This is a genomic window from Pandoraea sp. NPDC090278 (genome assembly GCF_044772185.1).
In the GTDB taxonomy this organism is placed as follows: domain Bacteria; phylum Pseudomonadota; class Gammaproteobacteria; order Burkholderiales; family Burkholderiaceae; genus Pandoraea.
In genome coordinates, this window is sequence record NZ_JBIVYJ010000009.1 from 66538 (window position 1) to 91468 (window position 24931).

21 protein-coding genes are annotated in these 24931 nt (G+C 62.9%); 6 read left to right on the forward strand and 15 right to left on the reverse strand.

Annotated features, from left to right (window positions below):
- Positions 1 to 36 precede the first annotated feature (36 nt).
- Positions 37 to 327 (reverse strand): co-chaperone GroES, encoded by a 291-nt coding sequence (locus tag ACIQWO_RS25800; RefSeq protein WP_039396568.1) that lies wholly within the window; start codon positions 325 to 327, stop codon positions 37 to 39.
- Between the two features lie 355 nt (positions 328 to 682).
- Between ACIQWO_RS25800 and ACIQWO_RS25805 the strand changes: the two genes are divergently transcribed.
- Complete coding sequence (locus ACIQWO_RS25805; RefSeq protein ID WP_402830282.1) at positions 683 to 2053, forward strand: APC family permease; 1371 nt, start codon at positions 683 to 685, stop codon at positions 2051 to 2053.
- Between the two features lie 2 nt (positions 2054 to 2055).
- Here the strand turns inward: ACIQWO_RS25805 and ACIQWO_RS25810 are convergent, their stop codons facing one another.
- The 10 genes from ACIQWO_RS25810 to ACIQWO_RS25855 all read right to left on the reverse strand — a co-directional run bounded on the left by ACIQWO_RS25810 (position 2056) and on the right by ACIQWO_RS25855 (position 14642).
- On the reverse strand, positions 2056 to 2454 hold the full coding sequence (locus ACIQWO_RS25810) for a hypothetical protein (RefSeq protein WP_402830284.1): 399 nt from the start codon (positions 2452 to 2454) through the stop codon (positions 2056 to 2058).
- Between the two features lie 244 nt (positions 2455 to 2698).
- Entirely contained in the window at positions 2699 to 3841 is a 1143-nt protein-coding gene (locus ACIQWO_RS25815; RefSeq protein ID WP_402830286.1) for a porin, read from the reverse strand.
- A 197-nt stretch (positions 3842 to 4038) separates the two neighbouring features.
- The gene (locus ACIQWO_RS25820; protein ID WP_402830288.1) at positions 4039 to 4722 is read right to left on the reverse strand and encodes a response regulator; all 684 of its coding nucleotides are present in this window, start codon (positions 4720 to 4722) and stop codon (positions 4039 to 4041) included.
- Positions 4719 to 6092 carry a sensor histidine kinase gene (locus ACIQWO_RS25825; RefSeq protein ID WP_402830290.1) on the reverse strand — a complete coding sequence of 458 codons (1374 nt, stop codon included), beginning with the start codon at positions 6090 to 6092 and terminating at the stop codon, positions 4719 to 4721. Before ACIQWO_RS25825 ends, ACIQWO_RS25820 begins: the two co-directional genes overlap by 4 nt.
- 259 nt (positions 6093 to 6351) lie before the next feature.
- Positions 6352 to 7809 (reverse strand): heavy metal sensor histidine kinase, encoded by a 1458-nt coding sequence (locus ACIQWO_RS25830; RefSeq protein ID WP_402830293.1) that lies wholly within the window; start codon positions 7807 to 7809, stop codon positions 6352 to 6354.
- Positions 7806 to 8489 (reverse strand): heavy metal response regulator transcription factor, encoded by a 684-nt coding sequence (locus ACIQWO_RS25835; protein WP_402830295.1) that lies wholly within the window; start codon positions 8487 to 8489, stop codon positions 7806 to 7808. Before ACIQWO_RS25835 ends, ACIQWO_RS25830 begins: the two co-directional genes overlap by 4 nt.
- Before the next feature lie 26 nt (positions 8490 to 8515).
- The gene (locus ACIQWO_RS25840) at positions 8516 to 11737 is read right to left on the reverse strand and encodes an efflux RND transporter permease subunit (protein WP_402830298.1); all 3222 of its coding nucleotides are present in this window, start codon (positions 11735 to 11737) and stop codon (positions 8516 to 8518) included.
- A 17-nt stretch (positions 11738 to 11754) separates the two neighbouring features.
- Positions 11755 to 12996, reverse strand: a complete 1242-nt coding sequence (locus tag ACIQWO_RS25845; RefSeq protein ID WP_402830301.1) for an efflux RND transporter periplasmic adaptor subunit — start codon at positions 12994 to 12996, stop codon at positions 11755 to 11757.
- Between the two features lie 9 nt (positions 12997 to 13005).
- On the reverse strand, positions 13006 to 14310 hold the full coding sequence (locus ACIQWO_RS25850) for a TolC family protein (protein ID WP_402830304.1): 1305 nt from the start codon (positions 14308 to 14310) through the stop codon (positions 13006 to 13008).
- A 14-nt stretch (positions 14311 to 14324) separates the two neighbouring features.
- Positions 14325 to 14642: a DUF4148 domain-containing protein gene (locus tag ACIQWO_RS25855; protein ID WP_402830306.1), complete on the reverse strand. Its 318-nt coding sequence runs from the start codon at positions 14640 to 14642 to the stop codon at positions 14325 to 14327.
- 397 nt (positions 14643 to 15039) lie between these two features.
- On the opposite strand from ACIQWO_RS25855, the gene ACIQWO_RS25860 reads away from it, so the two are divergent.
- Complete coding sequence (locus ACIQWO_RS25860) at positions 15040 to 16419, forward strand: DASS family sodium-coupled anion symporter (RefSeq protein WP_402830309.1); 1380 nt, start codon at positions 15040 to 15042, stop codon at positions 16417 to 16419.
- Positions 16420 to 16575: 156 nt separating this feature from the next.
- Entirely contained in the window at positions 16576 to 17709 is a 1134-nt protein-coding gene (locus tag ACIQWO_RS25865) for a hypothetical protein (protein WP_402830312.1), read from the forward strand.
- On the opposite strand, the gene ACIQWO_RS25870 is transcribed toward ACIQWO_RS25865, so the two are convergent.
- Together ACIQWO_RS25870 and ACIQWO_RS25875 are read right to left on the reverse strand one after the other, a co-directional pair.
- Positions 17693 to 19192 (reverse strand): ATP-binding protein, encoded by a 1500-nt coding sequence (locus ACIQWO_RS25870; RefSeq protein ID WP_402830315.1) that lies wholly within the window; start codon positions 19190 to 19192, stop codon positions 17693 to 17695. The two genes, ACIQWO_RS25865 and ACIQWO_RS25870, sit on opposite strands and share 17 nt — an antisense overlap.
- On the reverse strand, positions 19189 to 19944 hold the full coding sequence (locus tag ACIQWO_RS25875; RefSeq protein ID WP_402830318.1) for a response regulator transcription factor: 756 nt from the start codon (positions 19942 to 19944) through the stop codon (positions 19189 to 19191). The genes ACIQWO_RS25870 and ACIQWO_RS25875 overlap by 4 nt, the downstream gene beginning before the upstream one ends.
- Before the next feature lie 246 nt (positions 19945 to 20190).
- Between ACIQWO_RS25875 and msrB the strand changes: the two genes are divergently transcribed.
- The 3 genes from msrB (at position 20191) to msrA (ending at position 23527) form a co-directional block, all read left to right on the forward strand.
- The gene (gene msrB, locus ACIQWO_RS25880) at positions 20191 to 20799 is read left to right on the forward strand and encodes a peptide-methionine (R)-S-oxide reductase MsrB (protein ID WP_402830320.1); all 609 of its coding nucleotides are present in this window, start codon (positions 20191 to 20193) and stop codon (positions 20797 to 20799) included.
- 76 nt (positions 20800 to 20875) lie between these two features.
- Positions 20876 to 22723, forward strand: coding sequence for a cytochrome c biogenesis protein DipZ (locus tag ACIQWO_RS25885; RefSeq protein ID WP_402830322.1), 1848 nt, complete (start codon positions 20876 to 20878; stop codon positions 22721 to 22723).
- A 45-nt stretch (positions 22724 to 22768) separates the two neighbouring features.
- The gene (msrA, locus tag ACIQWO_RS25890; RefSeq protein WP_402830324.1) at positions 22769 to 23527 is read left to right on the forward strand and encodes a peptide-methionine (S)-S-oxide reductase MsrA; all 759 of its coding nucleotides are present in this window, start codon (positions 22769 to 22771) and stop codon (positions 23525 to 23527) included.
- Positions 23528 to 23635: 108 nt separating this feature from the next.
- Here the strand turns inward: msrA and ACIQWO_RS25895 are convergent, their stop codons facing one another.
- On the reverse strand, positions 23636 to 24010 hold the full coding sequence (locus ACIQWO_RS25895) for a VOC family protein (RefSeq protein WP_039402439.1): 375 nt from the start codon (positions 24008 to 24010) through the stop codon (positions 23636 to 23638).
- A 228-nt stretch (positions 24011 to 24238) separates the two neighbouring features.
- Positions 24239 to 24922, reverse strand: coding sequence for a helix-turn-helix transcriptional regulator (locus ACIQWO_RS25900; RefSeq protein ID WP_402830328.1), 684 nt, complete (start codon positions 24920 to 24922; stop codon positions 24239 to 24241).
- Positions 24923 to 24931 lie beyond the last annotated feature (9 nt).

Consider the following 24931-nt stretch of genomic DNA (forward strand, 5'->3'; position numbering starts at 1 on the left):
TGGATTCTTTACGTAGATGTCTGGGGGCAGACGGTCTTAGGCGGCCACGACGGCCATGATGTCTTCTTCGCGCATGACCAGCAGTTCCTGGCCATCGACCTTCACGCCTTGGCCGGCGTACTTGCCGAACAGAACGCGGTCGCCCACCTTCACGTCGAGTGCGATCAACTTGCCTTGATCATCGCGCTTGCCCGGGCCGACGGCCAGGATCTCGCCCTGGTCCGGCTTTTCGGCGGCGGCTTCCGGGATCACGATGCCCGATGCCGTCTTCGTTTCGTTATCCAGGCGCTTGACAATAACGCGGTCATGCAAGGGACGAAGGTTCATTACAAGCTCCTCTTTCTCTCAGTGAGATCGTCAAAACTAAATATGCAAACATTTGCATATTTGGTGAATTCATGGCGTTAGCACTCTGCGCCAACGAGTGCTAATTATAGGGACGGGGTTTTACGATTTCAAGACGCGGGGTTTTCCCGGAGGCAAAGAAAATCCCGAACGAACGCCATCAATGGCCTAAAACGCCCCGACTGGCGGAAACATTTATTTATTTGGACGGGAAAATCCGGCGGCCTGAATGGCGGTGACGCACGCCGAGTCTCCCGGGCAACCCCTGACTTGCCGGGGTATTGCGCACGGAGTAAAAGTCGGATCACCCACTCACCGTCCCGAGGGTCGTGCGCCGATGGACCAGCCCGTCAAGCTCAACGCCGATTCGCTCGGGATCACCGAGTCCGTGATCATGGGGATCGCCGGCACCGCACCGGCATACAGCATCGAGATCACGACATCCACGATCATCGGCACGGCAGGTACCCTGTCGCCCGCGAGCATTCTGGTGTGCGGGCTGGTCATGTTCGGCATTGCCTACGCATTCATCAACATGAATCGGGCGCTGGCGAGCGCCGGGACGTCCTACTCGTGGGTCAGCATGGTATTCGGGCGCACGCTGGGCTTCTTCGCGGGCTGGGCGCTGCTGGTGTTGTGCTGCGTGTTCATGGTGTCGGCCATGATCCCAGCGGCGAATGCCACACTGCTCATCTTCGACCGGCCCATGATGAACAACGTCCACTACGTGACGCTCATCGCCGCGGCGTGGCTCACCTTCGTGAGCGCGGTCGTCGTCAAGGGCATCAAGCTGACGAGCCATGTGCAGGTATTGATGACGATCGTAGAAGGCGTGATCCTGTTTGCGATCATTGTGGCGAGCTTCTTCGTCTTCCCACATGCGCCACAGCACGCGTTCTCGCTGTCCTGGTTCTCCCCGCTAGCTTTCACACCGCAGGCCTTCGCCAACAGCGCGCTGGTGTCGATCTTCTTTTTCTACGGCTGGGACGTCACTATGAATCTCAGCGAAGAAACACGCGACTCGAATCGCACGCCGGGACGTGCGGCGTTCTGGTCGATGGTGTTTCTGATGATGTTCTTCCTGATCTTCATCGTCATCGCGCTGCTGGGGCTATCCGATGCCGAAATCCAGCACTACAACACGAACATCATTTTCGCGATTGCGGAAAAGCTCTTCGGGCCGACGTGGGGCTATGTGGCAATCGTCGCAGTTTTGCTAAGCACGGTGGGGACGGTCGAGACGCAGGTGCTGCAATTCACGCGCACCCTTTTCGCGAAGAGCCGCGACGGTGCGCTGCACCAGCGTTACGCGCGGTTGCATCCACGCTGGCAGACACCGCACGTGGCCATCTTCTTCATCTGGGTCGCCGGGATGGTGTTGCTACTGATGTCATCGTATCTGCCGACCATCAACGTCATCCTGCAGGATTCGATCACCGCCATCGGCTTTCAGATCTGCTTCTATCTTGGGCTGACGGGGATGGCGTGCGGATGGTACTACCGCAAGACGCTCACACAGGGCCCGTGGGTGGCCGTGATGCATGTTGTCTGGCCAGTGGTCAGCGGTGTTTTTCTTTTCTTTATTGCGCTCTACAGCGTGCCGACGTTCGACTGGGTGACGAACATCGTCGGCATGGGCGGGATCGCAATCGGCGCAATCCCGCTCATGTTGAATCGAAAGAAGATCTGGGGCGCCCGCGCAGCGTAAGCTCAGGCGAACTTTTCCTTAAGGAACGCGACGATGTAAGGCGTTGCGGCGGCCGCCACGGTCGACGCGGTCGCCGGATCGATGCCCATGCGTCCGGCGAGCGATTCGGCCACACGTCCGGTCAGCATGCCTGCGCCGCCGTCCTCGATGGATTTGAAAAAGCCGTCGCCTCGCACCAGACCGGCAGCAAACCCCGCCAGAAAGCTCTTCCCGGCGTGATCGCCCATCAATCCGCCGCCCTCACCGCCCTGTTCCTGCACACTTTCGTGGGCGGCTTGCGTCGCCTGACTCAGCATCTGCTGGGCGTCATCGCCACTGATGCCTTGTGCGGTCAATGCCTGCGTTGCCTGGCTGCCGTGCTCCGAGGCCAGGAATTCGGAAACAAGTTGTTGAACGTCCATGGAACACCTTCGTGCAAAGGGGAAAATCGGATGCCCCATCAGGGCGAAAAATGGGAACGCAGCATCCATCGGAGACCACCGGACACTGCTGTCGCCACTATATGAAATCCGACTCCCCCCTGCCAGCGAAATACGGTAACGATCCGTAACGAATCGCAGCACCGAAATTTCACGATGTTACATGCGACGAAACGCGTTGCTTTGGCACCCGCGCCGCCCGACCTGAACCTGCGCGAACCTGCGATCAGAAGCGGGTCCGGATACCGCCGGTCAGCTCCACCTGATTATTCGCGCCATAGGTGCCAGCCACGGTGTAACCACTGTGGAGCTTCATATAATCGCCCGCCACATACACCTCCGTGCGCTTGGACAGGTGATAAAACACCGACGCGTACAACGTCTCCTTATAGCCACTCCCGACACCGTTGGTCAGGCTGAATGCGCCGACGTTCGCGTTCGGCACATTGCCGTCGGCGTCATACGCCACATTGCTCGCGTGCATTTGCTGATAGCCCAGCTCGTAATCGAAGCGTCCTTGCGGCGCCAGCTTCATCGACACTGTCCAGGCGTTGTCGCGACGTTGACCCAACGCCCCCTGATCCCCGGTGTAGTGGAAATACCCGGCGTTCAGCCGAACAATACCGAACGTGTAGTTGCCGCCAACCGAGTACGACTGATTGGTGTAGCCAGCACGATTCCCATGACTGTAGAATCCCGACACATTGAACGGCCCGCCGTTGTAGCCAAGTGCCACCTGATAGTTCGAACCAACGGCAAAGTTGGTGGTGTTACCGAACGCGTAGCCAGCGCTCATGAACACGCCGTTATTGAACAACTTCTTCCACGCGACACCATTGTTATAGCGAGTTCCCGTTGCACTCGCCGCGTAGAAAATCATCTGCTTGAAGTTGTTCGAATTCGTCCAGCCGCCTTCTTCAGTCGTCAATGCCGCAGCGCCATACGGGTCTCCGTAAATTGTCGACGCGTCGCGCGCGATCGTGTTCTGGAAGCCTATCGTGAGCTTGCCCAACGTCGGGTCTTCGACACCGACCCAGGCATCGCGATCGAAAATCTGCCCTGGATCCTCCGCATTGCCGTTGGAAACCACGAACTCACTCTCCAGCCGGAAGATGATGTGCGTGCCGTTGCCAATGTCCTCCGAGCCTTTCAGGCCCCAGCGCGACCCGCTGAACCACGGTTCGCCGTCGTTGCCGATACCGACGGTCTTCGCGCCGTTCGGTCCGGCATTGCTGCGATACGTCGGCACGCTCACGTCCATCAAACCATACAGCGTGACGTTCGACTGAGCTTGTGCCTGCCCCGCGCCAACGGCGCAAACCGCCCCAGCGGCGATGGCCGCAGCCATCGTTGTGCTTTTCAAACGCATCTCCTTGTCCCTCTCTCTTATGGTTAGGTAGCCGATCTGACGTCGTGTCAGTCGTGATGACGGCGGACGCCTCTCGCGAAGTCACTCCATCCGTTGCCGTGCCATCGAAAACCATCGTAGCCAGCGCGACCTTTCACGAACCTGTCGCGCCACCAGGGGACAACTCGGGGGAAATGCCTATTCCCAGACTGGGGGCATCAAACGTCGTCGGGCGACGGCTTCGCGCGCAGCACGTAACCAAACCCACGCAACGTCAGGATCTGAGCGGATGAGTGCATCAGATGTTTGCGAAGACGATGGATGTAGGTGTCGATCACTTCGCTGCCGGCATCGTCATCCAGGCTGAACACGCTTTCCATCAGTTTGAGCTTCGGGACAGTCTTGCCCTGACGCAGCATGAGGGTTTCGAGAATGGCGTGTTCGCGTCGGCGAAGCACTAACGCCACGCCGTTTTGATGAAATTCCCGGGTACCAAACCGGTAATGAAGATCGCCGCAAGTGAGCGCTTCTGCCCGCTCGCTCGAATGACGCCGGATCAGCGCCTTCACGCGCGCGACCAATTCGCGCGCATCGACCGGCTTGACGACGTAGTCGTCGGCGCCGGTATCAAGGCAACTCACCTTGTCGTCGGTCGAGCCGTGTGCAGTGAGCATCAACACGGGGACGTTGTCGCGCCGCCGCCTCAGACGCGCCAGAACATCTTTACCGCTCATACCGGGCAAGCGCATATCGAGCAACACCGCATCGTAATGCTGCGTCGTCAGCACCAGATCGGCGCCCTCGCCGTCGCCGACACAATCCACGACGAAGTTTTCGTCACGCAGCAGCGCGACCACCCAATGCGCGAGTTCGGCGTTGTCTTCTACAAGCAAGAGTTTCATGCGAGCCCTCCCTGCCATGCGCGCATACGCACCGTCGCGACGAGTCCCACGCCATCCGCACCGGCGTCGAGCCGTACAGTGCCGCCGTGAGAGTGCGCTATTTCCCGCACAATCGCCATGCCCAGCCCCGTCCCCTCGGCCGTCGTTTCACCGCGGTAGAAACGCTGAAAGACACGGTGCAACCTGTCCGCCGGAATGCCCGGCCCGTTGTCGGCGACCTGCATCACCACCTCGCCTCCTTCGCGCCGACAACTGGCCGTGACGCGCCCGCCACACTGGGTGTAGCGCAACGCGTTGTCGACGAGGTTCGTCATCAGCGCCGTAATCAGGCTGGCGTTGCCTGCGATAAACGTGTCGACGGACAAGTCCGCCCCGAGATCGATGCGACGTTGCTGCGCGATCATCAGCAACTCGGCGAGCATGTCCGACATGACCGCCGCCACATCCACCTTGTCGCGATAGCTATGCGACGACGCCGATTCCGCCTGCGCAAGCAGAAGCAATTTCGACGTGAGTTCCGCCATCCGGCGGCTGCTGCGTTGCATGCAACGCAAGGTGTCCGCAAGATGGGGATCGGGGTTGTGACAGCGGCGCGCGACCTGAATCTGCGCATCCAGTACCGACAGCGGCGTGCGCAACTGATGCGCCGCATCGGCAATGAACTGGCGTTGTGTCGCCGCGTGAAGGTGCAGCCGGTCGATGCACTGATTGATCGCGTCGACAATCGGATGCAACTCAACGTGCAGGCGTTCGGCGCGGATCGGCAAAAGCTGCATCGGCTCACGATTCGCAACATCGTTCTTGAGCTTCATCAACGGGCGCAGCTCGAACGTGAGGCCTAACCAGACGAACAACGCGGCAATCGCCAGCATGATCGCTTGTCGCAGCAACTGCGGATGCCACAGCGCCTGAATCATCGCGCTGCGCGACGCCTGAGTCTTGCCGACGACAATCGTAATACGCGTCGTCCTCCCCTCGTCGTACAGCTGACGGTCGTACGCCACGGCCCGGATCGGCCGTCCATCCAACGCCGTGTCGTAATACACGGGCTGCGGCGAATGCGTCGACGGCAACGCGAGACCGGGGTTACCCGCCAGCAGTTGCCTCCCGTCGGCCACGACCTTATAAAACACATGATCCTGCTCCGGCGACTCGAAGATTTCGAGCGCGGCCGGTGGGATCGTAGCGTTGACAACGCCATCCTCCCAGTCGATGTCCTCTCCGATCGTTCTCACCGATGCCAGCAGCGCACTGTCTTCGACCAGGCCCGCCGTTTGCCGCGCCGCATCAAACGACATCAGCCCGGACAATACGGTGAAGAGCGCCAACGGCAGCAACAGCCACCAAAGCAGGCGATAGCGCAAACTCATCGCGGCCCCCTCGCTCAATCTCCGCCGGTGACTGGCGCACAACGGCAACGCGCGGCGGAACCCGCGCGACGAGGGGTCGATGGCATGAGACTGTCTCCGTCGTTATCGTATTTTTGGTTGTTCGTCCTGCGAGCGCTGGCAAACACCGGGCATCGCGCCGGCCAGCTTCACACGTCCGAAAAAAATTATACGAATCCCAAACCTTCAACCAGCTTTCATCAACGGGTGGACGCGACAGGGGTTTTCCCGGAGGTGAGATTTATGCCATCTTCCCCTGCCGCCTGCCGTCCAGCCCCGGAAACCGGAGCACAAACGTGGTTCCCCGATCTTCATGACTTCGAGCGCTGACCGTTCCGCCATGTAGTTCCATGATGGATTTGACGATGGCCAGGCCAAGCCCCGTGCCGGTGCTCTTGACATCCCCCTCGCTGTGCCGGGACGCATCGACCCGATAAAGCCGGTCGAAGATTCTGGGCAAATGCTCGGCCGGGATGACGTCGCCGTCGTTGTGGATATGGATTTCGCTCGATTCTGCGGATGAGACGCACACAACCTCGACAACGGAACCGGTGCGGCAGTGCCGCATCGCGTTGACCAGCACATTGGAGAGGGCCCGGCGCACCAATCCCCGGTCCACGTCGGCAGTCGCTCGCCCACTGACCTGGATCGTCACGCCAGCGTCCTCAGCCATCGGGGCGAAATCGTCGGCGAGCGACGTAGCAATGCCCTCCAGTTCCGTCCACTCCCGTCTGATCTCGGTATGCGCGGATTCCGCGCGCGCCAGAAAGAGCATCGCCGAAATCATGTGCGACAGGCGCTCGCACTCTTCGATGCCCGACACCAGTGTCGCCCGGTACTCGGCAGGGGTGCGCTCACGCGTGAGCGCGACCTGCGCCTCGCCCATGAGATTGGAGAGCGGCGTGCGCAGGTCGTGTGCGAGGTCGGATGAGAACTGGGAAAGCCGGGTGAACGACTCGTTCAGTCTCGCCAGCATCCGGTTGAACGCATGCGAGAGGTCGTGGAGTTCAGCGGGGGTGTCGTCATCAGTCAACGGCGCGCCCAGCCGCTCGCTCGATACCTGCTCCGCCGCCAGCGTCAATTTACGCAACGGCCGAAGTCCGATGGTGACGAGCCAATAGGCCATCGCGCCCACGAGCAGCGTACCCATGATCTGCGCAGCTACTGCGCTCAGCGCAAAACTCGAGAGCACGTTGACCTGATCGCGCGGGTCGAGCTGGACTACGATCGCGACACGCTCTCCACTACCGCCGACCACACCGTCCGCAGCAACGTAACGCAGCCTGACGCCGAGTTCCGCATTGCCGATCTTCTGCACATCGCGGTCGTGGGGGTCATGGGTGTTGCCGACATGACGCAGCGAGCCTGTTGGCGTCCGATATCCGCGGCTGGCAATAAGCGTCTTGCCCGCGCTATCAAGCACCGCGAAATCCAGATTCTGATGGCCGTGTGTCGCGTCATACCAGCGGCGCGGGTCTTCGCCGATCTGACCTTTCGTCGCAACACCGCTGAGCTCCGATCGCAACGCGTTGACGGTCCCCAGCAAATCCTGATTGGCGCGCGCGCGCAGCTGTTCGGCCAACGCGAAGTACTGATACGTCATCACGAGCGCCAGCACGCTGAACATGCATCCGGCGATGAACAGCGTCAACCGCGCACGCAGGGATCGAGCCCGGCGTCGGCCATTCACCGTCGTCATGCGGCCCCCGTCTCACGATGCTCCAGCACGTATCCCATCCCTCGCACGGTATGAATCAGCTTCGTGTCGAAGGGGTCGTCGATCTTCGCCCGCAGACGCCTCAGCGTCACATCGACGATGTTGGTATCGCTATCGAAGTTGACGTCCCAGACCTGCGACGCAATCAGGCTTCTCGGCAGAATCTCGCCCTGGCGTCGCATGAGCAGCGCGAGCAACAGGAACTCCTTGGCCGTCAGCGCAATACTGATTCCCTGGCGGGTCGCTTTGTGCCCCAACAGATTCAACTCCAGATCGCCGACGTTAAGCACATCGGGCTCACGCGTGCGGCCACGGCGCAAAATCGTCCGGACCCGGGCCAGCAACTCGGCGAATGCGAACGGCTTGGTCATGTAGTCGTCCGCACCGAGGTCCAGCCCTTTGACCCGATCGCCGAGATCGTCGCGCGCAGTCAGGAACAGCACGGCGGTATGGCGCTGTGTGCGCAACGCCGTCAGCACTTCCCATCCGGTCTTGCCCGGCAGCATGACGTCGAGCACGACAAGGTCGTACGCCACTGTCACCGCCATGTGCAGCCCGTCGATGCCGTCGCTTGCGACATCGACGACGTAGCCCGCCTCGGAAAGGCCCTTCTTCAGGTACTGACTGGTCTTGTATTCGTCTTCGACGACAAGAATGCGCATTTCAACAGGTCCTTACCATTCATCGATCAAGTCTGCTCAGACGCCCGACGGCGCAGCCCCTGCATCCAGCGCCCGACACCGCCCTGCCGCTCACGTCGGCACACCATCCGGTAGAGCACGGGGAGCACCAGCAGCGTGAGCGCCGTCGAAGACAAGATGCCGCCGATGACGACCGTCGCGAGCGGGCGCTGCACTTCCGCACCGGTACCGGTGGCAATCGCCATCGGCACGAAACCAAGCGACGCAACGAGCGCGGTCATCAGCACCGGACGCAGGCGCGTCAGCGCTCCCTCACGGACGGCCTCGTCCAGCGAACGGCCCTCCTCACGCAGATTTCTGATGAAGGATATCAGCACGAGTCCGTTGAGCACGGCGACGCCCGATAGCGCGATAAAGCCCACGGCGGCGGTGATCGATAGCGGGATGCCGCGCAACCAGAGCGCTACGAGGCCGCCGCACAGCGCGAACGGAATGCCGGTGAAGACGATCAGACCGTCGCGTACGTTGTTGAACATCGCGAACAGCAGCCCGAACACCAGCAACAACGCTACGGGCACCACGATCTTCAGGCGGTTAGACGCGGACTGAAGCTGTTCGAACTGCCCACCCCATGCCGTCCAGTAGCCGGACGGCACGCTGACCTTGTCGATCTCGACACGCGCGTCCTCCACGAACGACCCCAGATCCCGCCCGCGTACGTTTGCGCTCACGACAATCCGTCGCTTGCCGTCTTCCCGGCTGATCTGATTAGGGCCCGGGGCGAGGTCCAGGGTAGCGACCTCAGACAATGGAATGAACGTGGGCCGGAGCGCCGAGCCGTCTGCAAGGGTCGTGTCCCCCGATGCGCCCGCAGCAGCAACTGCGGGCAACGCAATCGGCAGACGGCGAATCGCATCGATGTTTTCGCGCAAGCCGTCCGGCAGCCGCACGACGATGCTGAACCGGCGGTCGCCCTGGAACAAGGTGCCTGCTGTCTGTCCGCCGAGTGCGGCGGCCACCGTGTCTTGCACATCCGCGACGTTCACCCCGTACCGCGCTATCTTTGACCGGTCGACGTTGATCGTCAGCATCGGCAACCCCACCGTCTGCTCGACCTTCACCTCCGTCGCCCCCGGAATTGTCTGAAGACGGGTGCTGATACGGTTGGCAACGTCGTTGAGCACGTTCATGTCGTCACCGAAGACCTTCACCGCCACATCGCTTCGAACCCCGGAAATCAGCTCGTTAAAGCGAAGTTGAATGGGCTGAGAGAACTCGTAGTTGCTCCCCGGAATCGACTGAGCGATGCGCGTGACTTCCTCGATGAGCTGCTCGCGAGACTTGTTCGGGTCCGGCCACTCGGATTTCGGCTTGAGCATGATGTAGCCGTCGGAAATATTCGGCGGCATGGGGTCGGACGCCACTTCCGCCGTTCCCGTTCTCGCAAATACCCGCGCAATCTCCGGAAGCTGCGACACCAGCGCCTTCTCAAGTTGCTGCTGCATCTGCACGGACTGCGTCAGACTGGTTCCCGGGATACGCAGTGCCTGAATGGAGAGGTCGCCCTCGTTCAGACTCGGCATGAATTCACTGCCAAGCCGCGTCGATAGCCCCAGCGTCAGCACCACCGTGACGCTCGCCCCCAGCAGCACCGTGCGGCCATTCGCCAGCGCCCAATCCAGCGCCCGCGCATAGGCCCGCCTGGCGCCCTCCATCATGCGGTTCTCTTTCTCCGCCACGCGGTTACCGATAAACGCTGCGACCGCTGCGGGGATGAACGTGACGGACAGCACCATTGCGGCCGCCAGTGCCATCACAACCGTCATGGCCATGGGGTGGAACATCTTTCCCTCGACGCCGGTCAGCGCAAAGATCGGCAGATAGACGACCATGATGATCGCCTGCCCGAAGAGCAGAGGCCGTCGCGCCTCACGCGCGGCCGCGAACACCTCGTCGAGCCGCTCCCGCAATGAGAGCGGACGCCCCAGCGCCTGCTGAGCATGCGCGAGACGACGGACACAGTTCTCGACGATCACCACCGCGCCATCGACGATAATGCCGAAGTCGAGTGCGCCAAGACTCATCAGATTGGCGCTCACGCGCGTGGCAGCCATACCCGTGAACGTCATGAGCATAGCCAGCGGAATCACCATCGCCGTAATCAACGCAGCGCGCAGATTTCCCAGGAACAAGAACAGGATGGCGATGACGAGTGCCGCCCCCTCAAGCAAGTTCTTCTTGACGGTGGCAATCGCTTTTTCCACAAGCACAGTGCGGTCGTAGACCGGGATGGCGGAGACGCCGGGGGGCAGACTCTTGTTGATCGCGTTCATCTTGGTCGACACCGCACGCGACACCGTCCGGCTGTTTTCGCCGATCAGCATGAAGACCGTGCCGAGCACGACTTCGCGACCGTTTTCCGTGGCTGCGCCCGTGCGGAGTTCGCGACCGATGGAAACGTCGGCGACATCCTTCACCCTCACCGGCACGCCACCCACGTTGTTCAGCACGACATTGCCGATATCGTCCGTATTGCGGACCTGCGCGGGCACGCGAATCAGATACTGCTCACCGCGCCGCTCGATGTAGCCCGCGCCCACGTTGGCATTGTTTCGCTCGAGCGCCTGTACAACCGCCGCGAACGTCAGTCCGTAGGCATTGAGCCGCGCGGGGTCGGGCGCGACCTGATATTCCTTCGCGAAGCCGCCAATCGTGTTGATCTCCGTCACACCGGGCACGCTGCGCAATTGCGGTTTGATGACCCAGTCCTGGATCTCGCGCAAGTCCGTCGACGTATAAGGCGTGTTATCCGGCTTGCGAGCCTCCGGACTCGCCTCGACGGTCCAGAGGTAAATCTCGCCGAGTCCCGTCGAAATCGGCCCCATCTCGGGATTGATGCCATCGGGCAATTTCGCCTTCGCCTGCCCGATACGTTCATTCACCAGTTGCCGCGCGAAATAAACATCGGTCCCGTCCTTGAAGATCACGGTGATCTGCGACAACCCATATCGCGACATGGAGCGTGTTTGCGCCAGACCCGGCAGGCCCGACATGGCCGCTTCGATGGGGAACGTGACGCGCTGCTCAGCCTCCAGCGGCGAGTAGCCCGGCACGTTGGTATTGATCTGCACCTGAACGTTTGTGATGTCGGGTACGGCGTCGATGGGCAGTCTTTGATACGAAAACACGCCCGCGAGCGCGATGGCCAGCGTGACGATGAGCGTCAGCCAGCGGTGCGAAATTGCGAATTGAATAATGCGTTCGAACATACGTCGTGTCCCGTCGATCAGTGGCCATGCTCTGCGGTGCTCTTGCCGAGTTCCGCTTTGAGAACGAAGCTATTCGCTGCTGCGTACGGCGTGTCCGCCTGCAAGCCGCTGACAATTTCGACAGACTCGCCGTCCTTGCGTCCGGTCTCGACCGGGGTGGCTTTGAAACCTTCACCGGTTTTGACGAACACCACAGTGCGCCCTTCGACGTTCTGGATCGCGTCAGCCACCACGGCAACCGGCACCTGCGCCTCGCGCGTGCCGATGACGACATTGACGAAAACGCCCGGCCGCCACGTCCGGTCCGGGTTATCGAGAACAACGCGCGCTTTCGCCGTACGCGTCTGTTCGCCCAGCAGCGAGTCGACGTTCGCGATGCTGCCCTTCGCTTGCGAATCGAACGCCGTCGCCCGCACGAGAACCGGTGTCCCGACACGCACGGCGCCCAACGATTGAGCGGGCACGGCGATCTCGGTCCAGACCGTGGCGAGATCGGACAGCGTAAACAGGTTGGTCGCCTCCGTGACGGCCTCCCCCAATGCGGCATGCTTGGCGACGATCGTGCCGTCGAATGGCGCGCGCAGTTCGAAGCGGCTCAAACCGCCTGCGCCCTGCGTACCGGCCCCGACAGCGTCCAACTTCTGACGGGCATTTCGCAGCGTGATGTCGGCCTCTCTAAGCAATTGCTGCGCCTGGAGGTAATCCTGCTCCGCCGAAATCTTCTCTTCCCACAACAATTTCTCGCGCGCGAGCGTCGTTGCGGCGGCGGCACGTCTTTCTTTCGCCGTAAGCAGTTCGGCGCGCTGCTCCGACACCTGGGTGCTCGACAGCACGGCAAGCACATCTCCCCGCCTGACCTGCTGGCCAAGCACGACATTGACGCGCTCGACGATGCCACTCACACGCGGCACGATATGCCCCGTTCTGTCCTCGTTGAAGCGGATCTCCCCTGGCAATTCCATTTGCTCCACGATGCGAGCGGTGCCTGCGGTCCTGATGTCGATGCCAGCGGCTGCACGTTGCGCATCGGTGAGGCTCACCGCACCTTCATCGTCATCGTTCGCATTGGCATGTACCGCCGCTTCGGTCCCCTTCTTGCCGCCCTCCTTGCCACGATCGGCGTGATCGTCGTCGGCGTGCACCTTCGCAGATGGGGCGGCATCGACCGCCGACTTGCCTTGTGTCGCGACAGCAATGCCAACGCCGACGCACAGCGCAACGGCAGCCCCCACGGTCAACAGCTTTTTCTTTCCTTGCACGTTGAATCCTCACTGAACGTAGGGTTGCGTCACGACGTCGGGTGACAGTAGCGCGACGCCGTCGACGGTGCCACCGACCGCCACACTCACGGCGGCATAGGCGTTGTAGACGTTGGCGACGGCGGCAATGTATTGGGAACGGGCCTGCGAGAGCGTGCGCTGTGCATCGAGCACATCCAGGAAACCGAACTTGCCCAGGAGGAAGCCCTTGCGCGTGGCGTCGTACGCGCTTTGCGCCTGAGGCAGAATCTGGTCGCGCAGGCGCACACTCGCCTCCCGCGTCGACACAAATTCGGCATTCGCACTTTGTAATGCCGCCTGCTGTTGCTGACGCACGCCGATGTACGCATCGCGCGCCATTTCCGAACGTTGCGCTGCCTCCATCGATGCGCCTCGCCGGGCATCGAAGATCGGCAGCGGGATCGAGAGACCGACGACGGCCTGATTGTCCGTGCGTCCGCTATCGGTCACACGCTTGAGTCCGAGCGTAACGCTCACGTCGGGCACACGTTGCGCGCTCTCCAGCCGGGAAAGCGCGTTGCGACGCACGATCTCTTCACTGGCCGACTGGAGGGTCGGCGTCGTATCCAGCGCGGTGAGGAGCGAGGACCACGCAGGCAATCTTGGCAGTGTCTCCAGGTTGCCCTGAAGCGTGCCTGGCAACTGCGTGTCGGCAATGCCGAGCGACTGCGCGAGTCGGGCGCGCGCCCGCGCGAGCGCCGCCTGCGCGGTGGCGAGTTCGATGCTTGCGTTAGTCGCCGCGATTTCAGCGCGCCCTTCGTCCACCGGCGAAACCTTCCCCGCCTGCACCCGGCGCTGCGCAGCAACGTGCGTTTCCTCGGCGATCTTCGCCGTTTCGGACGCCAGCGTAACCAGCTCCGTGGCCGCTAACGTCTCGAAATAGCGCGCGATCACCTCGCTTCTGATCGTGACCTCGCTACTCTGCGCGTCGAGCGTTGCAACACGCTGTGCTGCGGCGGCCGCTTCGATTCGGTAGCCCCGCTTTCCGGCGAGCTCGATGGGTTGCGTCAACTGCGCGGTGGTCGTACGCGAGTCCTTCCGGAAGTCCTCCTGAGTCACAGAGAAGTCCGGATTCGGACGAGCACCGGCCTGGAGGAGCGCGCCGGACTGCGCATCGATTTCCCGGCGAGCCAGTCGAAGGACGATGTTGTTCTCCAGCGCGAGGCGCATGGCCCGTTCAAGCGTGAGCCCCGATTCGGGCGACGGCGTTGCGGCGACGACCCGCTGGGCGTGAGCGGCAAAGGGGCTGACGCCGCCCAGCACGACGCACATTGTGACGATCAGTTTCTTCATGGAGATACGCGCAATCAGTTCGTTGGCAGGCGCGGGTACACCGAATCCGGCTGATTGAGCTGACCTTGCTCCAGCGCTGCCTCAAGTTCCTGACGAACCTGCGCTCGCGTCACTCGTGAAGTCGATTGCGTCGATTGCAACGCTTTGAGCGTGGAGGCCACCGGCACACCGTTGGCGTGCGACGCATTGCGCTGCGCCTCGACGTCAGCGCGGCTCGTCGACGGGCCAGACTCGAACATCGGCGAGTTGTCGTAGCGGGCCGTCGCCTGGACCGACGAGGAGATCAGCAAGCCCATGCCAATCACGGTGGAAAGAAGAAGGCGGTTATGCATCAGGTACCCCTTTTGTTGAAAAAACCAAGGAAACATCAAGCATTCAACGCTTGATGGGTACCATCGTAGAAAGCGCACGCCAACGCCAACATTAAGGCTGGATTACATTTTTGTAATGTGGGTGCCGACGCCGCCCCAGACGTAAAAGCCACCTCTGCGGACAGCATCCGCGTACCGCAATGCCCCTCCCGGTCGGCGTTCTCACCACGCAGCACTGCGTATGAGCGATTTCCTAAGGCACCTCCTAAAGATCCGTGGCATCAAAGGCGGACGCGCGCGTATCGGCTATCGGCTGACGGTTTGTCTGCCGACGATCATAGGCAGCGTCGCCCCCCTCGCGTAGCTTGCTACGACGGGAAGCTCTACGAAGTACAACTGCATACCGAGGTACCAGGAGATGACCGAACTTGCTGCAACCGTCACCCGGCAATGGGCGATGTCCGCCCGCGATGCGTGGGTGCTGCTGGCCAATGCCATCCTGATGGTGGCGCTCATTGCCCTTTTGCCGTTCGACGAGAAAACCAACCGTGGACTCGCACTCACCGTCTTCATCGCCGTGTTGTGGCTGTCCGAAGCCGTCCATCTGACGGCTACGGCGCTAATGGTGCCGGTCCTTGCCGTGCTGCTCGGCATTCTCGAAGTCCCCGTCGCGTTGACGTCATTCGCCCATCCGATCGTCTTCCTATTCTTCGGCGGCTTCGCGCTGGCCACCGCCATGCGTATTCAGGGCCTCGATCGCTTCCTCGCGAACCGGCTCCTGAAGCTCGCCGGCGGACGCATGAATCGGGCGGCGATCGTGCTGTTCCTCACCACGGCCATGCTGTCGATGTGGGTCAACAACACGTCGACGACCGCCATGATGTTGCCGCTGGCGATGGGCATCCTCTCGAAACTCGACGCCAGTCGCGACCGCCGCACGTTCACCTTCCTGCTGCTCGGCATTGCGTACAGCGCCAATATTGGCGGGCTCGGCACTGTCGTCGGCAGTGTTCCCAACGCCATGGTCGCGTCACATCTGGGCATCGACTTCCTGACGTGGGCCAAATTCGGCGTGCCCCTGGTCGCCCTGCTGCTCCCGCTCATGATTGCCACGATGTATCTGGTGTTGCTCCCGCGTCTGGACCAGAGAGTCGACCTCGACGTCGAGCCGATGACGTGGACCGGCCCGCGTATCGCCGCCGTCGGCATCTTCGGATTTACGGTCATGACCTGGATCTTCAGCCAGCAGATATCGGTGTGGCTCGGCGGCGTCAAGCAGCTCGACACGCTGATCGCCCTGCTCGCCGCCATCCTCATCGCGACCACCGGCGTCGCTTCGTGGAAGCAGATTCAGGCCCACACCGACTGGGGCGTGCTGCTGCTGTTCGGCGGTGGCCTCACGCTCAGCGTGGTCTTGCGCGACTCGGGCGCCAGCGTCGTGATGGCGCAGGCCGTGTCAAGCATCTTCGCCACCAGTCCGACCCTTGTGGTCCTGCTGATCACCGCCGCGTTCATCGTCTTCCTGACCGAACTGACGAGTAACACGGCCAGCGCAGCGATTCTCGTGCCGATCTTCGCCGCCATTTCGGTCTCGCTGGGCATGCCCGAAGCGCTGCTGACGATGGTCATTGGCATCGGCGCGTCGTGCGCCTTCATGCTGCCGGTGGCCACGCCGCCCAACGCCATCGTGTTCGGCACCGGCTGCGTGCCGCAACGCTCAATGGTCGGCGCAGGATTCGTCATCAATGTCGTCTGCATCCTTGTGATCACGGGCTTCGCGTGGACGCTCTGGCGCTAATGGCGTGAGCCGGGGGCGACCCTGCGTCGCCCTCTCGCGCCCCTCCCCTCGGCCGCTCAGACAGACTCGTCACACGGAGCCGGTACAATCTAGGAAAAATACCTCCGGCAATCCGTTGCGATGATGTCTGCTTCACCTGCCCGAACTGTCCAATCCATGCTTTCTTTACGTCCTGTGCGCGGTGCTCTGGCACTCGCCGCACTCACCGCCGTGCTTGCCGGTTGCGCAGGCACGCGCCCCGGCGGCCTCTCGGCCTCCCCGGCAAGCTCGCAGACGCCCCGCGCTGCGACGACGTCGCCGATGAGCACCACCTCCGCCGCGCCGTCCACCGAAACACCGCAGGCCGCAGCACCACTGCCGTGGTGCGTGCAAACCTCGCTGCGTGAAGAAGACGACCTCATGCGCAACTTTGGCGGCATTCCCGCCGGTGTTCGCAAGATCGAGGAAACGCGATTCATCGCCAGCTACGACCGCGTCACCGGCAAAGTCGGCCCGCTCGATAACGGCAATCGCTTCGTGATGGAATTCGATGCGCAGGGTCACCTGCTCGCCAGCACCGATCGCGGCCGCTACACCTACGACGCAGATGGCCGCCTGCACAGCATCAACGGCAGCAGTGTCGACTGGCAAGGGCCGGACGAGTGGATCGTGCACGCAACGCGGCATCCCGCATGGAAGGAACAGGTGCGTCAGGAAGACGGGCATCTCGAATGGACGCGCACGCTGGTGTCCAGCTCGAACAGCCTGCGCCACCGCCGCCCCGGAACGCTTCAGGCGCGTCAGTTCGACGACGAATGCTTCGCGCTGTCGCGTCAGTGGGAAGCGCCGAACGAGGCGCGTCAGGTGATTACCGCCGACGGGCGTGCGCGCCCGGCACCGAAGATGGTGTCGTATCGCACGTTCGCCAGCGTGGAGCGCAAGCCCGATGGCGGACGCATCGTGCGCGATAACGGCGCGGCGGCCTTCATCGACGGCCAATGGCTGCCGCTCGCATGGGACAACGAGGTCTCGGAGTACTCGCCGCGTCACGAACTCACCCGCGTGACCCGCACCGACGCGGCTACCGGCGAGCGCCACGTCTCCGAATATCACTACAAATACGACGGACACGGCAACGTCGTGCGCATCGTGATTACCGCGCCCGGCGACAGAGTCGACCCGTTCGCAAATGTCTTCGTGCGCAAGCTGACGTACTTCGATACCACGGTGGCAGCGCCCGCTATACCAGCGGCACCGGCCGCTGCATCGATCGCACCGGCCGCCAGCGACAAACTTACGTCGGCAAAGTAAAGCGGAACGTCGCGCCCTGCGCTGCCTGACCGGACGAACCGGACGTATCCACCAACGTGATACGCCGGTCGTGCAGTTGCAGGATGCGATGCACGATCCGCAATCCCAATCCGCCCTCGCGGCGCGCCCCGCCGACCGTGAACGGCCGCTCGAACAAGCCCTCGCGCGCGTTCTCCGGAATCCCCGGCCCCGTATCGCTCACCCGAACCTCGATCTCCGAACCGGCCGGTGCCACTGCCACGGTGATCTCGCCGCCGGACGGCGTATAACGCAGCGCATTTTCCAGCAAGTTCGTGAAGACCCGTTCGATCAGACCGAGATCGCCCCGCGCCGCCGGAATCTGTGGCGCGAGTTGCGCGCGCAACACCACGCCGCGCGACTCGGCGCTCAGTTCGAATTTCTGGAAGACGTCCTGTATCAGGTCCGTCACGGAGAACGGCTCCAGCTCCGGCTGCACAAATCCATGCTCAAGACGCGCCAGTTCGAACAACGACTGCGCCAGCGCGCCGACCTTGCGACTCTGATCGAGCGCAATGCCGAGATAGCGCCGCCGCTCGTCGGGCGTGAGTGTCGCGTCCTTGAGCGAAAGCGTCTCAAGATAGCCATGCAGCGACGAGAGCGGCGTGCGTAAATCGTGCGAGATGTTGGCGATGAGCTCGCGCCGCTCCTGATCCTGACGTGTCAGCGTGCGCCATTGCGTGCCCAGACGCTCGGCCATCTGACGGAATGCCCGCTCCAGCACCGTGATCTCGTCGCTCGGCCGCGCCTGCTCTGCCGCCAGCGCTTCCGTCGATAAGGCAGGCACCGGTGGAGGTGCGGCGTCGATGTCGAATTCGCGCACGGTCTCCGTCAGACGTCGCAGCGGGCGTGTAATGAGCGCAAACGCCGCCAGACCCGCGATCAGGCAGAGTGCCGCGACGAGACCGATCGACCACAGCGCCGTGTTGAGTGCAGCACTCGTCGCCCCGCGTTCGGCGAACCGGTCGTGCGCCTCGCCCAGCAGCACGACGTAGACGTAACCCACTTCGCGCCCGTCCACGCGCAACGGCGCGGCGCTGAAGACTTTGCGCACGTCGGCGTTGCGCGGGTCGTCGCCGTAGATCGGCAGCGCCTCGCCGTCGATCAGACGATGCACCGGTCCGAGATCGACCTGCATGCGACGCACGCGCCCTTCCGGCGCAGCGTGTCCGGTGATGCGTCCCTGCTCGTCGAGCAGATAGACTTCCACGCTCGGATTCACAACCATCAGTTGCCCGAACAGACGTCGCACCGCATCCGGCTTCATGCCGTTCGCGTCCATTAACTGCGCGTTGGCGGCGATATGTTCGGCCAGTCCACGCGAGAGCCCCTGAATCACTTCGGCTTCGTGCATGCGGTTCGCCTGCACCTGCATCCATGCCGACGTACCGCTGCACACGATCAGCAGCACCGCGAACACGAGCGACAGGCGTTGGGTCAGGGAGAGATTCCAGCGACGCATCATGCAGCTCCTGCGTCAGTGCCGCCGCCGGTGCCCGAACCCTCTGGTGCACCGTCGTTCGCGAACTTGTAACCACGCCCCCAGACCGTGAGGATGCGCGTGGGCTGCGCGGGATCGGCTTCGATCTTGGCGCGCAGCCGGTTGATGTGCGTGTTCACAGTGTGTTCATACCCTTCGTGCTGATAGCCCCACACGGCGTTGAGCAGATCCATGCGCGAGAACACCTTGCCTGGCTGACGCGCGAAGAAGTACAGCAGATCGAATTCGCGCGGCGTGAGATCGAGCAGCTTGCCGCCAAGGGTGGCTTCACGCGCAATCGGATCGATGAACAGCCCGGCAATCGCCAGACTGCCCGCCTCCATGCGGGCGTTGCGAGCCAGCGCGTCCACCCGGCGCATCAGCGCCTTGACCCGCGCGACCAGCTCCAGCACGGAAAAGGGCTTGGCGAGGTAGTCGTCTGCCCCCAGTTCCAGTCCGAGAATCCGGTGGACCTCGCTGGAGCGGGCGCTGGTGATGATGATGGGGGTGTAGCGGGTCATCTGCCGCGCTTGTCGGCAGATTTCCAGCCCGTCGACGCCAGGCAGCATGAGATCGAGGATCAGGGCGTCCCAGCCGCCTTCGGCCAGCCGCCGCAGGCCCTCGTTGCCATCGGCGCAATGCACGACCTCGAACCGCTCGTCGCGCAAATGCAGCGTGAGCAGGTCGGCAATATGCACGTCGTCTTCGACGAGCAGGACACGGCGCGGCGATTCCATCGGACGGGAAGCTCCCGGAAAGTGAGTCTTGAAGGCCCCATTGTGCGCAGATCGCGCCCCTGGAGGTATCACGAATTGTTTAATTTTACGTGAGGACTTTGCCATCCCCGGAGGACTAACCTTCAGTCATCGATCCGGCACGGATCCCCTCTGTGCCGTACCACCGCCGTCGCGCTCCCCAGGCTCCCGAGCCTTGCAGCGGCGGGGCCAGCCCGCGCCGGATCGTCCTACTGACCGGAGGATGTCATGAGATTGTCCGATTTGTACCCGCCCAAGCCCCGGAAGCCCGCCACACCGGCGACAGAGTCGGCACGTGCCGTGGCGGCCAGCGCCACCCCGACACCCGCACGCCGTCTGTTTCTGCTGAGCGCGACGGCCGCCGCCGCTGCCGTCGCCGCCGGGCTGGTGCCGCGCCTGGTGCGTCCGGCCGTGGCGGCCGAAGGCGCCAACGCCACCGAACACTTCGAGGTGGCCTTCAGCGACGCCGAATGGCGTAAGCGCCTCTCCGCTGGCCAGTACGAGATCCTGCGTCAGGAAGGCACCGAACGGCCGTACTCCAGCCCGCTCAACGACGAACACCGTGCGGGCACGTTCGCCTGCGCAGGCTGCGCGCAGCCGCTGTTCTCGTCGCGCACGAAGTTCGACAGCCACACCGGCTGGCCGAGCTTCTGGACGCCGCTCGACAAGGCGGTGGGCACCCATACGGACCGGAGCTTCGGCATGGTGCGCACGGAGGTGCATTGCAGCCGCTGCGGTGGCCACCTGGGCCACGTCTTCGACGACGGTCCCAAGCCGACCGGCCTGCGCTACTGCATGAACGGGCTTGCGATGACGTTCCATCCGCAAGCTGCCTGATATCGGCCCACCACGACGCCAACCCCAATAAAAGCTCGCAGCGTCCGGCTACCGGACGCCGCTCAAGGAGCGCTTCATGACTTTGCTCATCCTTGCCTACCTCGGTGGGATTCTGACGATCGTCAGCCCGTGCATCTTGCCGGTGCTGCCGTTCGTGTTCTCGCGTGCCGGTCAGTCGTTCTCGCGCAGCGTGCTGCCCATGCTCGCGGGCATGGTGCTGATGTTCGCGCTGGTCGCCACGCTGGCCGCCGTCGGCGGCAGTTGGGTCGTGCAGGCCAACCAGTACGGCCGCTGGCTCGCGCTTGCGCTCGTCGCCGTGTTCGGTGCGACGCTGCTCTTTCCGAAGCTGGCCGAGCGCCTCACGCACCCGCTTGTGTCGCTGGGTAACCGTCTGACGCAATCCGCTCAGGGCGACGACACCGCCGCCGGAGAATCCAAGGGCACCGGTCCCGGCGCGTCGTTCCTGCTCGGCATTGCTACGGGCCTGCTCTGGGCACCGTGCGCAGGTCCGATTCTCGGTCTTGTGCTGACGGGCGCCGCACTGCAAGGCGCGAGCGTCGGCACGACGCTGCTGCTCGTCGCATACGCCGCAGGGGCTGCCACGTCGCTCGCACTGGCACTGCTCGTCGGTGGACGCGTCTTCGCCACCATGAAGCGCTCGCTGGGCGCAGGCGAGTGGATTCGCCGCGTGCTCGGCGGTCTGATGCTCGCGGGCGTCGCCGCCATTGCGCTCGGCCTCGATACGGGCGTGCTGGCGCAGGTCTCGACGGCTTCGACCGGTGGCATCGAACAGCGTCTGGTCGATCAGTTGGGCGCGCGCCGGAATGCCAATGGCAACGACAGTGGCAACGCACCGCAAGCACCGCAAACGGATGCGAACAACGCCGCCAACGGCTCGGCCATGATGGCCGCGAACAATGCGATGGTCCGCACCGCTGCGAATGAACCTGCACCGCTGCCGGTCGAAGGGCAGTTGCCTTCGCTCGACGGCGCGGTGCAATGGCTCAACTCGCCCCCGCTCACGGCACAGGCACTGCGCGGCAAGGTCGTCCTGGTCGACTTCTGGACGTACTCGTGCATCAACTGCCTGCGCACCCTGCCGTACGTAAAGGCGTGGGCGCAGAAGTACCGCGATCAGGGGTTGATCGTCATCGGCGTGCATGCCCCCGAATTCGCCTTCGAGCGCGACATCAACAACGTGAAGAAGGCAGTGAACGATCTGGGTGTCGACTATCCGGTCGCCATCGATAACAACTACGCCATCTGGCGCGGCTTCAACAACCAGTACTGGCCCGCGCACTACTTCGTCGACGCTCAGGGTCGCGTGCGCTATCACCACTTCGGTGAAGGCAATTACGCCGAGTCGGAACGCGTGATCCAGCAATTGCTGCGCGAAGCCGGAGCGAAACAAGTCGCCGACGGCATCGCCGACGTGAAAGCAGCCGGTGTTCAGCAAGCGCCCGACATGAGCGACGTGCGCTCGCCAGAGACGTATGTCGGGTATGAGCGCGCCGAAAACTTCACGTCGCCGGGCGGTGCGGTGAAGGACGCCGTCACCGACTATCGCGCGCCGACCTCACCGTCGCTCAACAACTGGGGGCTCGCCGGACGCTGGAATATCGGCCCGGAACAAGCCACGGCCACGCAAGCCGGTGCACGCATCGTCTATCGCTTCCATGCGCGCGATCTGCACCTTGTGCTCGGGCCGGACGCCAACGGCAAACCCGTGCGCTTTCGTGTGACGGTCGACGGTCAGGCCCCGGGCAACGCGCATGGCACCGACGTGGCGGCCGACGGCACGGGCACCGTGACCTCGCAGCGTCTTTATCAACTGGTGCGCCAGACGGGCGACGTGCAAGACCGCACGTTCACCATCGAGTTTCTCGATCCGGGCGCATCGGCTTACGCATTCACGTTTGGTTGAGCGAGTCAATATTTCCGATATTTCCGCTAACGCCGGGAGCTTGAAATGATCCAGTCCAATTCGAAGCATCAAAGTCAGAAGTCGCCATCATCCCGCCTGCGGCGCGTACTGCTCGGCGCAGCCGCCGTCGCCTCCGGGGTCTTCGCGTGGCAAATCGGCGCATACGCCTTCGGCGGCGCGGAGCCGTCCGTCGTCATCGCCGCACCGAAGCTCGACGAACCGTCGACCGGCGCCCGCACCGAAACGGCCGTCTTCGCAGGCGGCTGCTTCTGGGGCGTGCAAGGTGTCTTTCAGCACGTGAAGGGCGTGACGAAGGCCGAGTCCGGCTACGCCGGGGGTACCGCCAAGACCGCCGATTACGAAACCGTGAGCAGCGGCTCGACGGGACACGCCGAGTCGGTGCAGGTGACGTTCGACCCGCAACAGGTGTCTTACGGCAAGCTGCTGCAAATCTACTTCTCGGTGGCTCACAACCCGACGGAAGTGAACCGTCAGGGTCCGGACAGCGGCACGCAATACCGCTCGGCCGTGTTCCCGATGAGCGACGCACAACGCCAGGTTGCGACCGCCTACATCGCGCAGCTCGACGCCTCACATGCCTACAGCAAACCCATCGCGACGAAAGTGGAGAAGTACACGGGTTTCTACGCCGCCGAGACCTACCATCAGGACTTCCTGACGGAGCACCCGAACTATCCGTACATCGTGATCAACGATCTGCCGAAGGTGAAGGACCTCAAGCGTGTCTTCCCCACGCAGTACCGCGACACGCCGGTGCTCGTGAAGACGGCGTCGGCGAAGTAATCGGAGCCTCCAGCGCACAACCGGTCATCACACCGGCTGTGCGCTGGCGATGTGCTGGCAAAGCACATCACCTCGGCCCGTTCGCCGTGGCAGTCGTCGCCCCAACCCTTAGCGCTCGTCCGACAGCTTGTACACGCGCAGACGATGACCGTCGGGGTCCGACGCCACGAACGTCCGGCCGAAGTCCATGTCCGTCGGTGCCTGCAAGATCGTGATGCCGCGTGCGCTCCAGTCTTCCCACGTCGCATCGACGTGTGCTTTGGACTGCACAGGAAACACCACCTCGCTGCCGCCCGGCGGCGCGATGACCGTCGGCGCGACCGAATAACGCGCCCACAATCCCAGCTTCATGCCCGTAGGCAGCGTGAACAGCGCAAACCCCGGCGACGCTTCGACCGGCTCCATGCCGAACAGCTCGGCGTAGAAACCTGCGCTTTCGGGGGGACTCGCGACATACAAATTGACCATATCCGGATGCAGCATGACAAGCTCCTGTCGTTCGTTATCAATGACGCTCTCATCGACAGCACGGCATCGGTCACTCCGAGAATGAAAGCCGTTGCGCGCTGCCATGGACGCCATCGTACGAAGCGATGCTGTCAGATTTTGTCAGTAGTCGAACGCCGATTTCAAACGTGAATTCGATGCATCCGAAGGTGGATTTTTCTCATGCTTCGGACGCGTCGGATCGCCGTGGAAACCGCGTCAGGTTCAACCCTTTCCGGACGTCTCGCGCCACGCCTTGAGCAAGGTGCGGCGTCCGCGCGGATAGCGGGTTTCGGTGACGGTCATGCCTTCGATGCGGTCGGCGCGAAAGCTGCGGAAATCGTCGCGCAGCTCGCACCACGCGAGGATCATGCGAACGCGGTCGAAAAAGCCCAGCGCGAACGGCCAGACGACGCGCTCGGACAGGCGTCCGGCTTCGTCGCGATAGGACAGATGAAGTTTGCGCTCGGCGCGAATGGCCTCGCGAATGTCGGTCAGATCGACGATCATCGGCGGCAACGGATCGCCCGGCCCGATGAGCAATGTCGACGCCTCAAGCGATGTGCGCAGGTCCGACGGCAGCACCGCCGCGATCTTCGCCAGCGCATTCGCCGCCGCGTCCGCCAACGCCCCGTCGGTGCGTTTGGCGACCCAGCGCGAGCCAAGCACGATCGCCTCGATCTCCTCCTCCGAGAACATCAGCGGCGGCAACATGAAGCCCGGTTTGAGGACGTACCCCAGCCCCGGCGCTCCCTCGATATGCGCGCCCTGCGACTGCAATTCGGCAATGTCTCGATAGAGCGTACGCAGGCTCACGCCGAGTGAGTTGGCGAGCGCGGCCCCCGGCACCGGATAGCGGTGACGGCGCAGCAATTGCATGAGGGAGAAGAGACGTTGTGTGCGGGACATGGCGCGTCA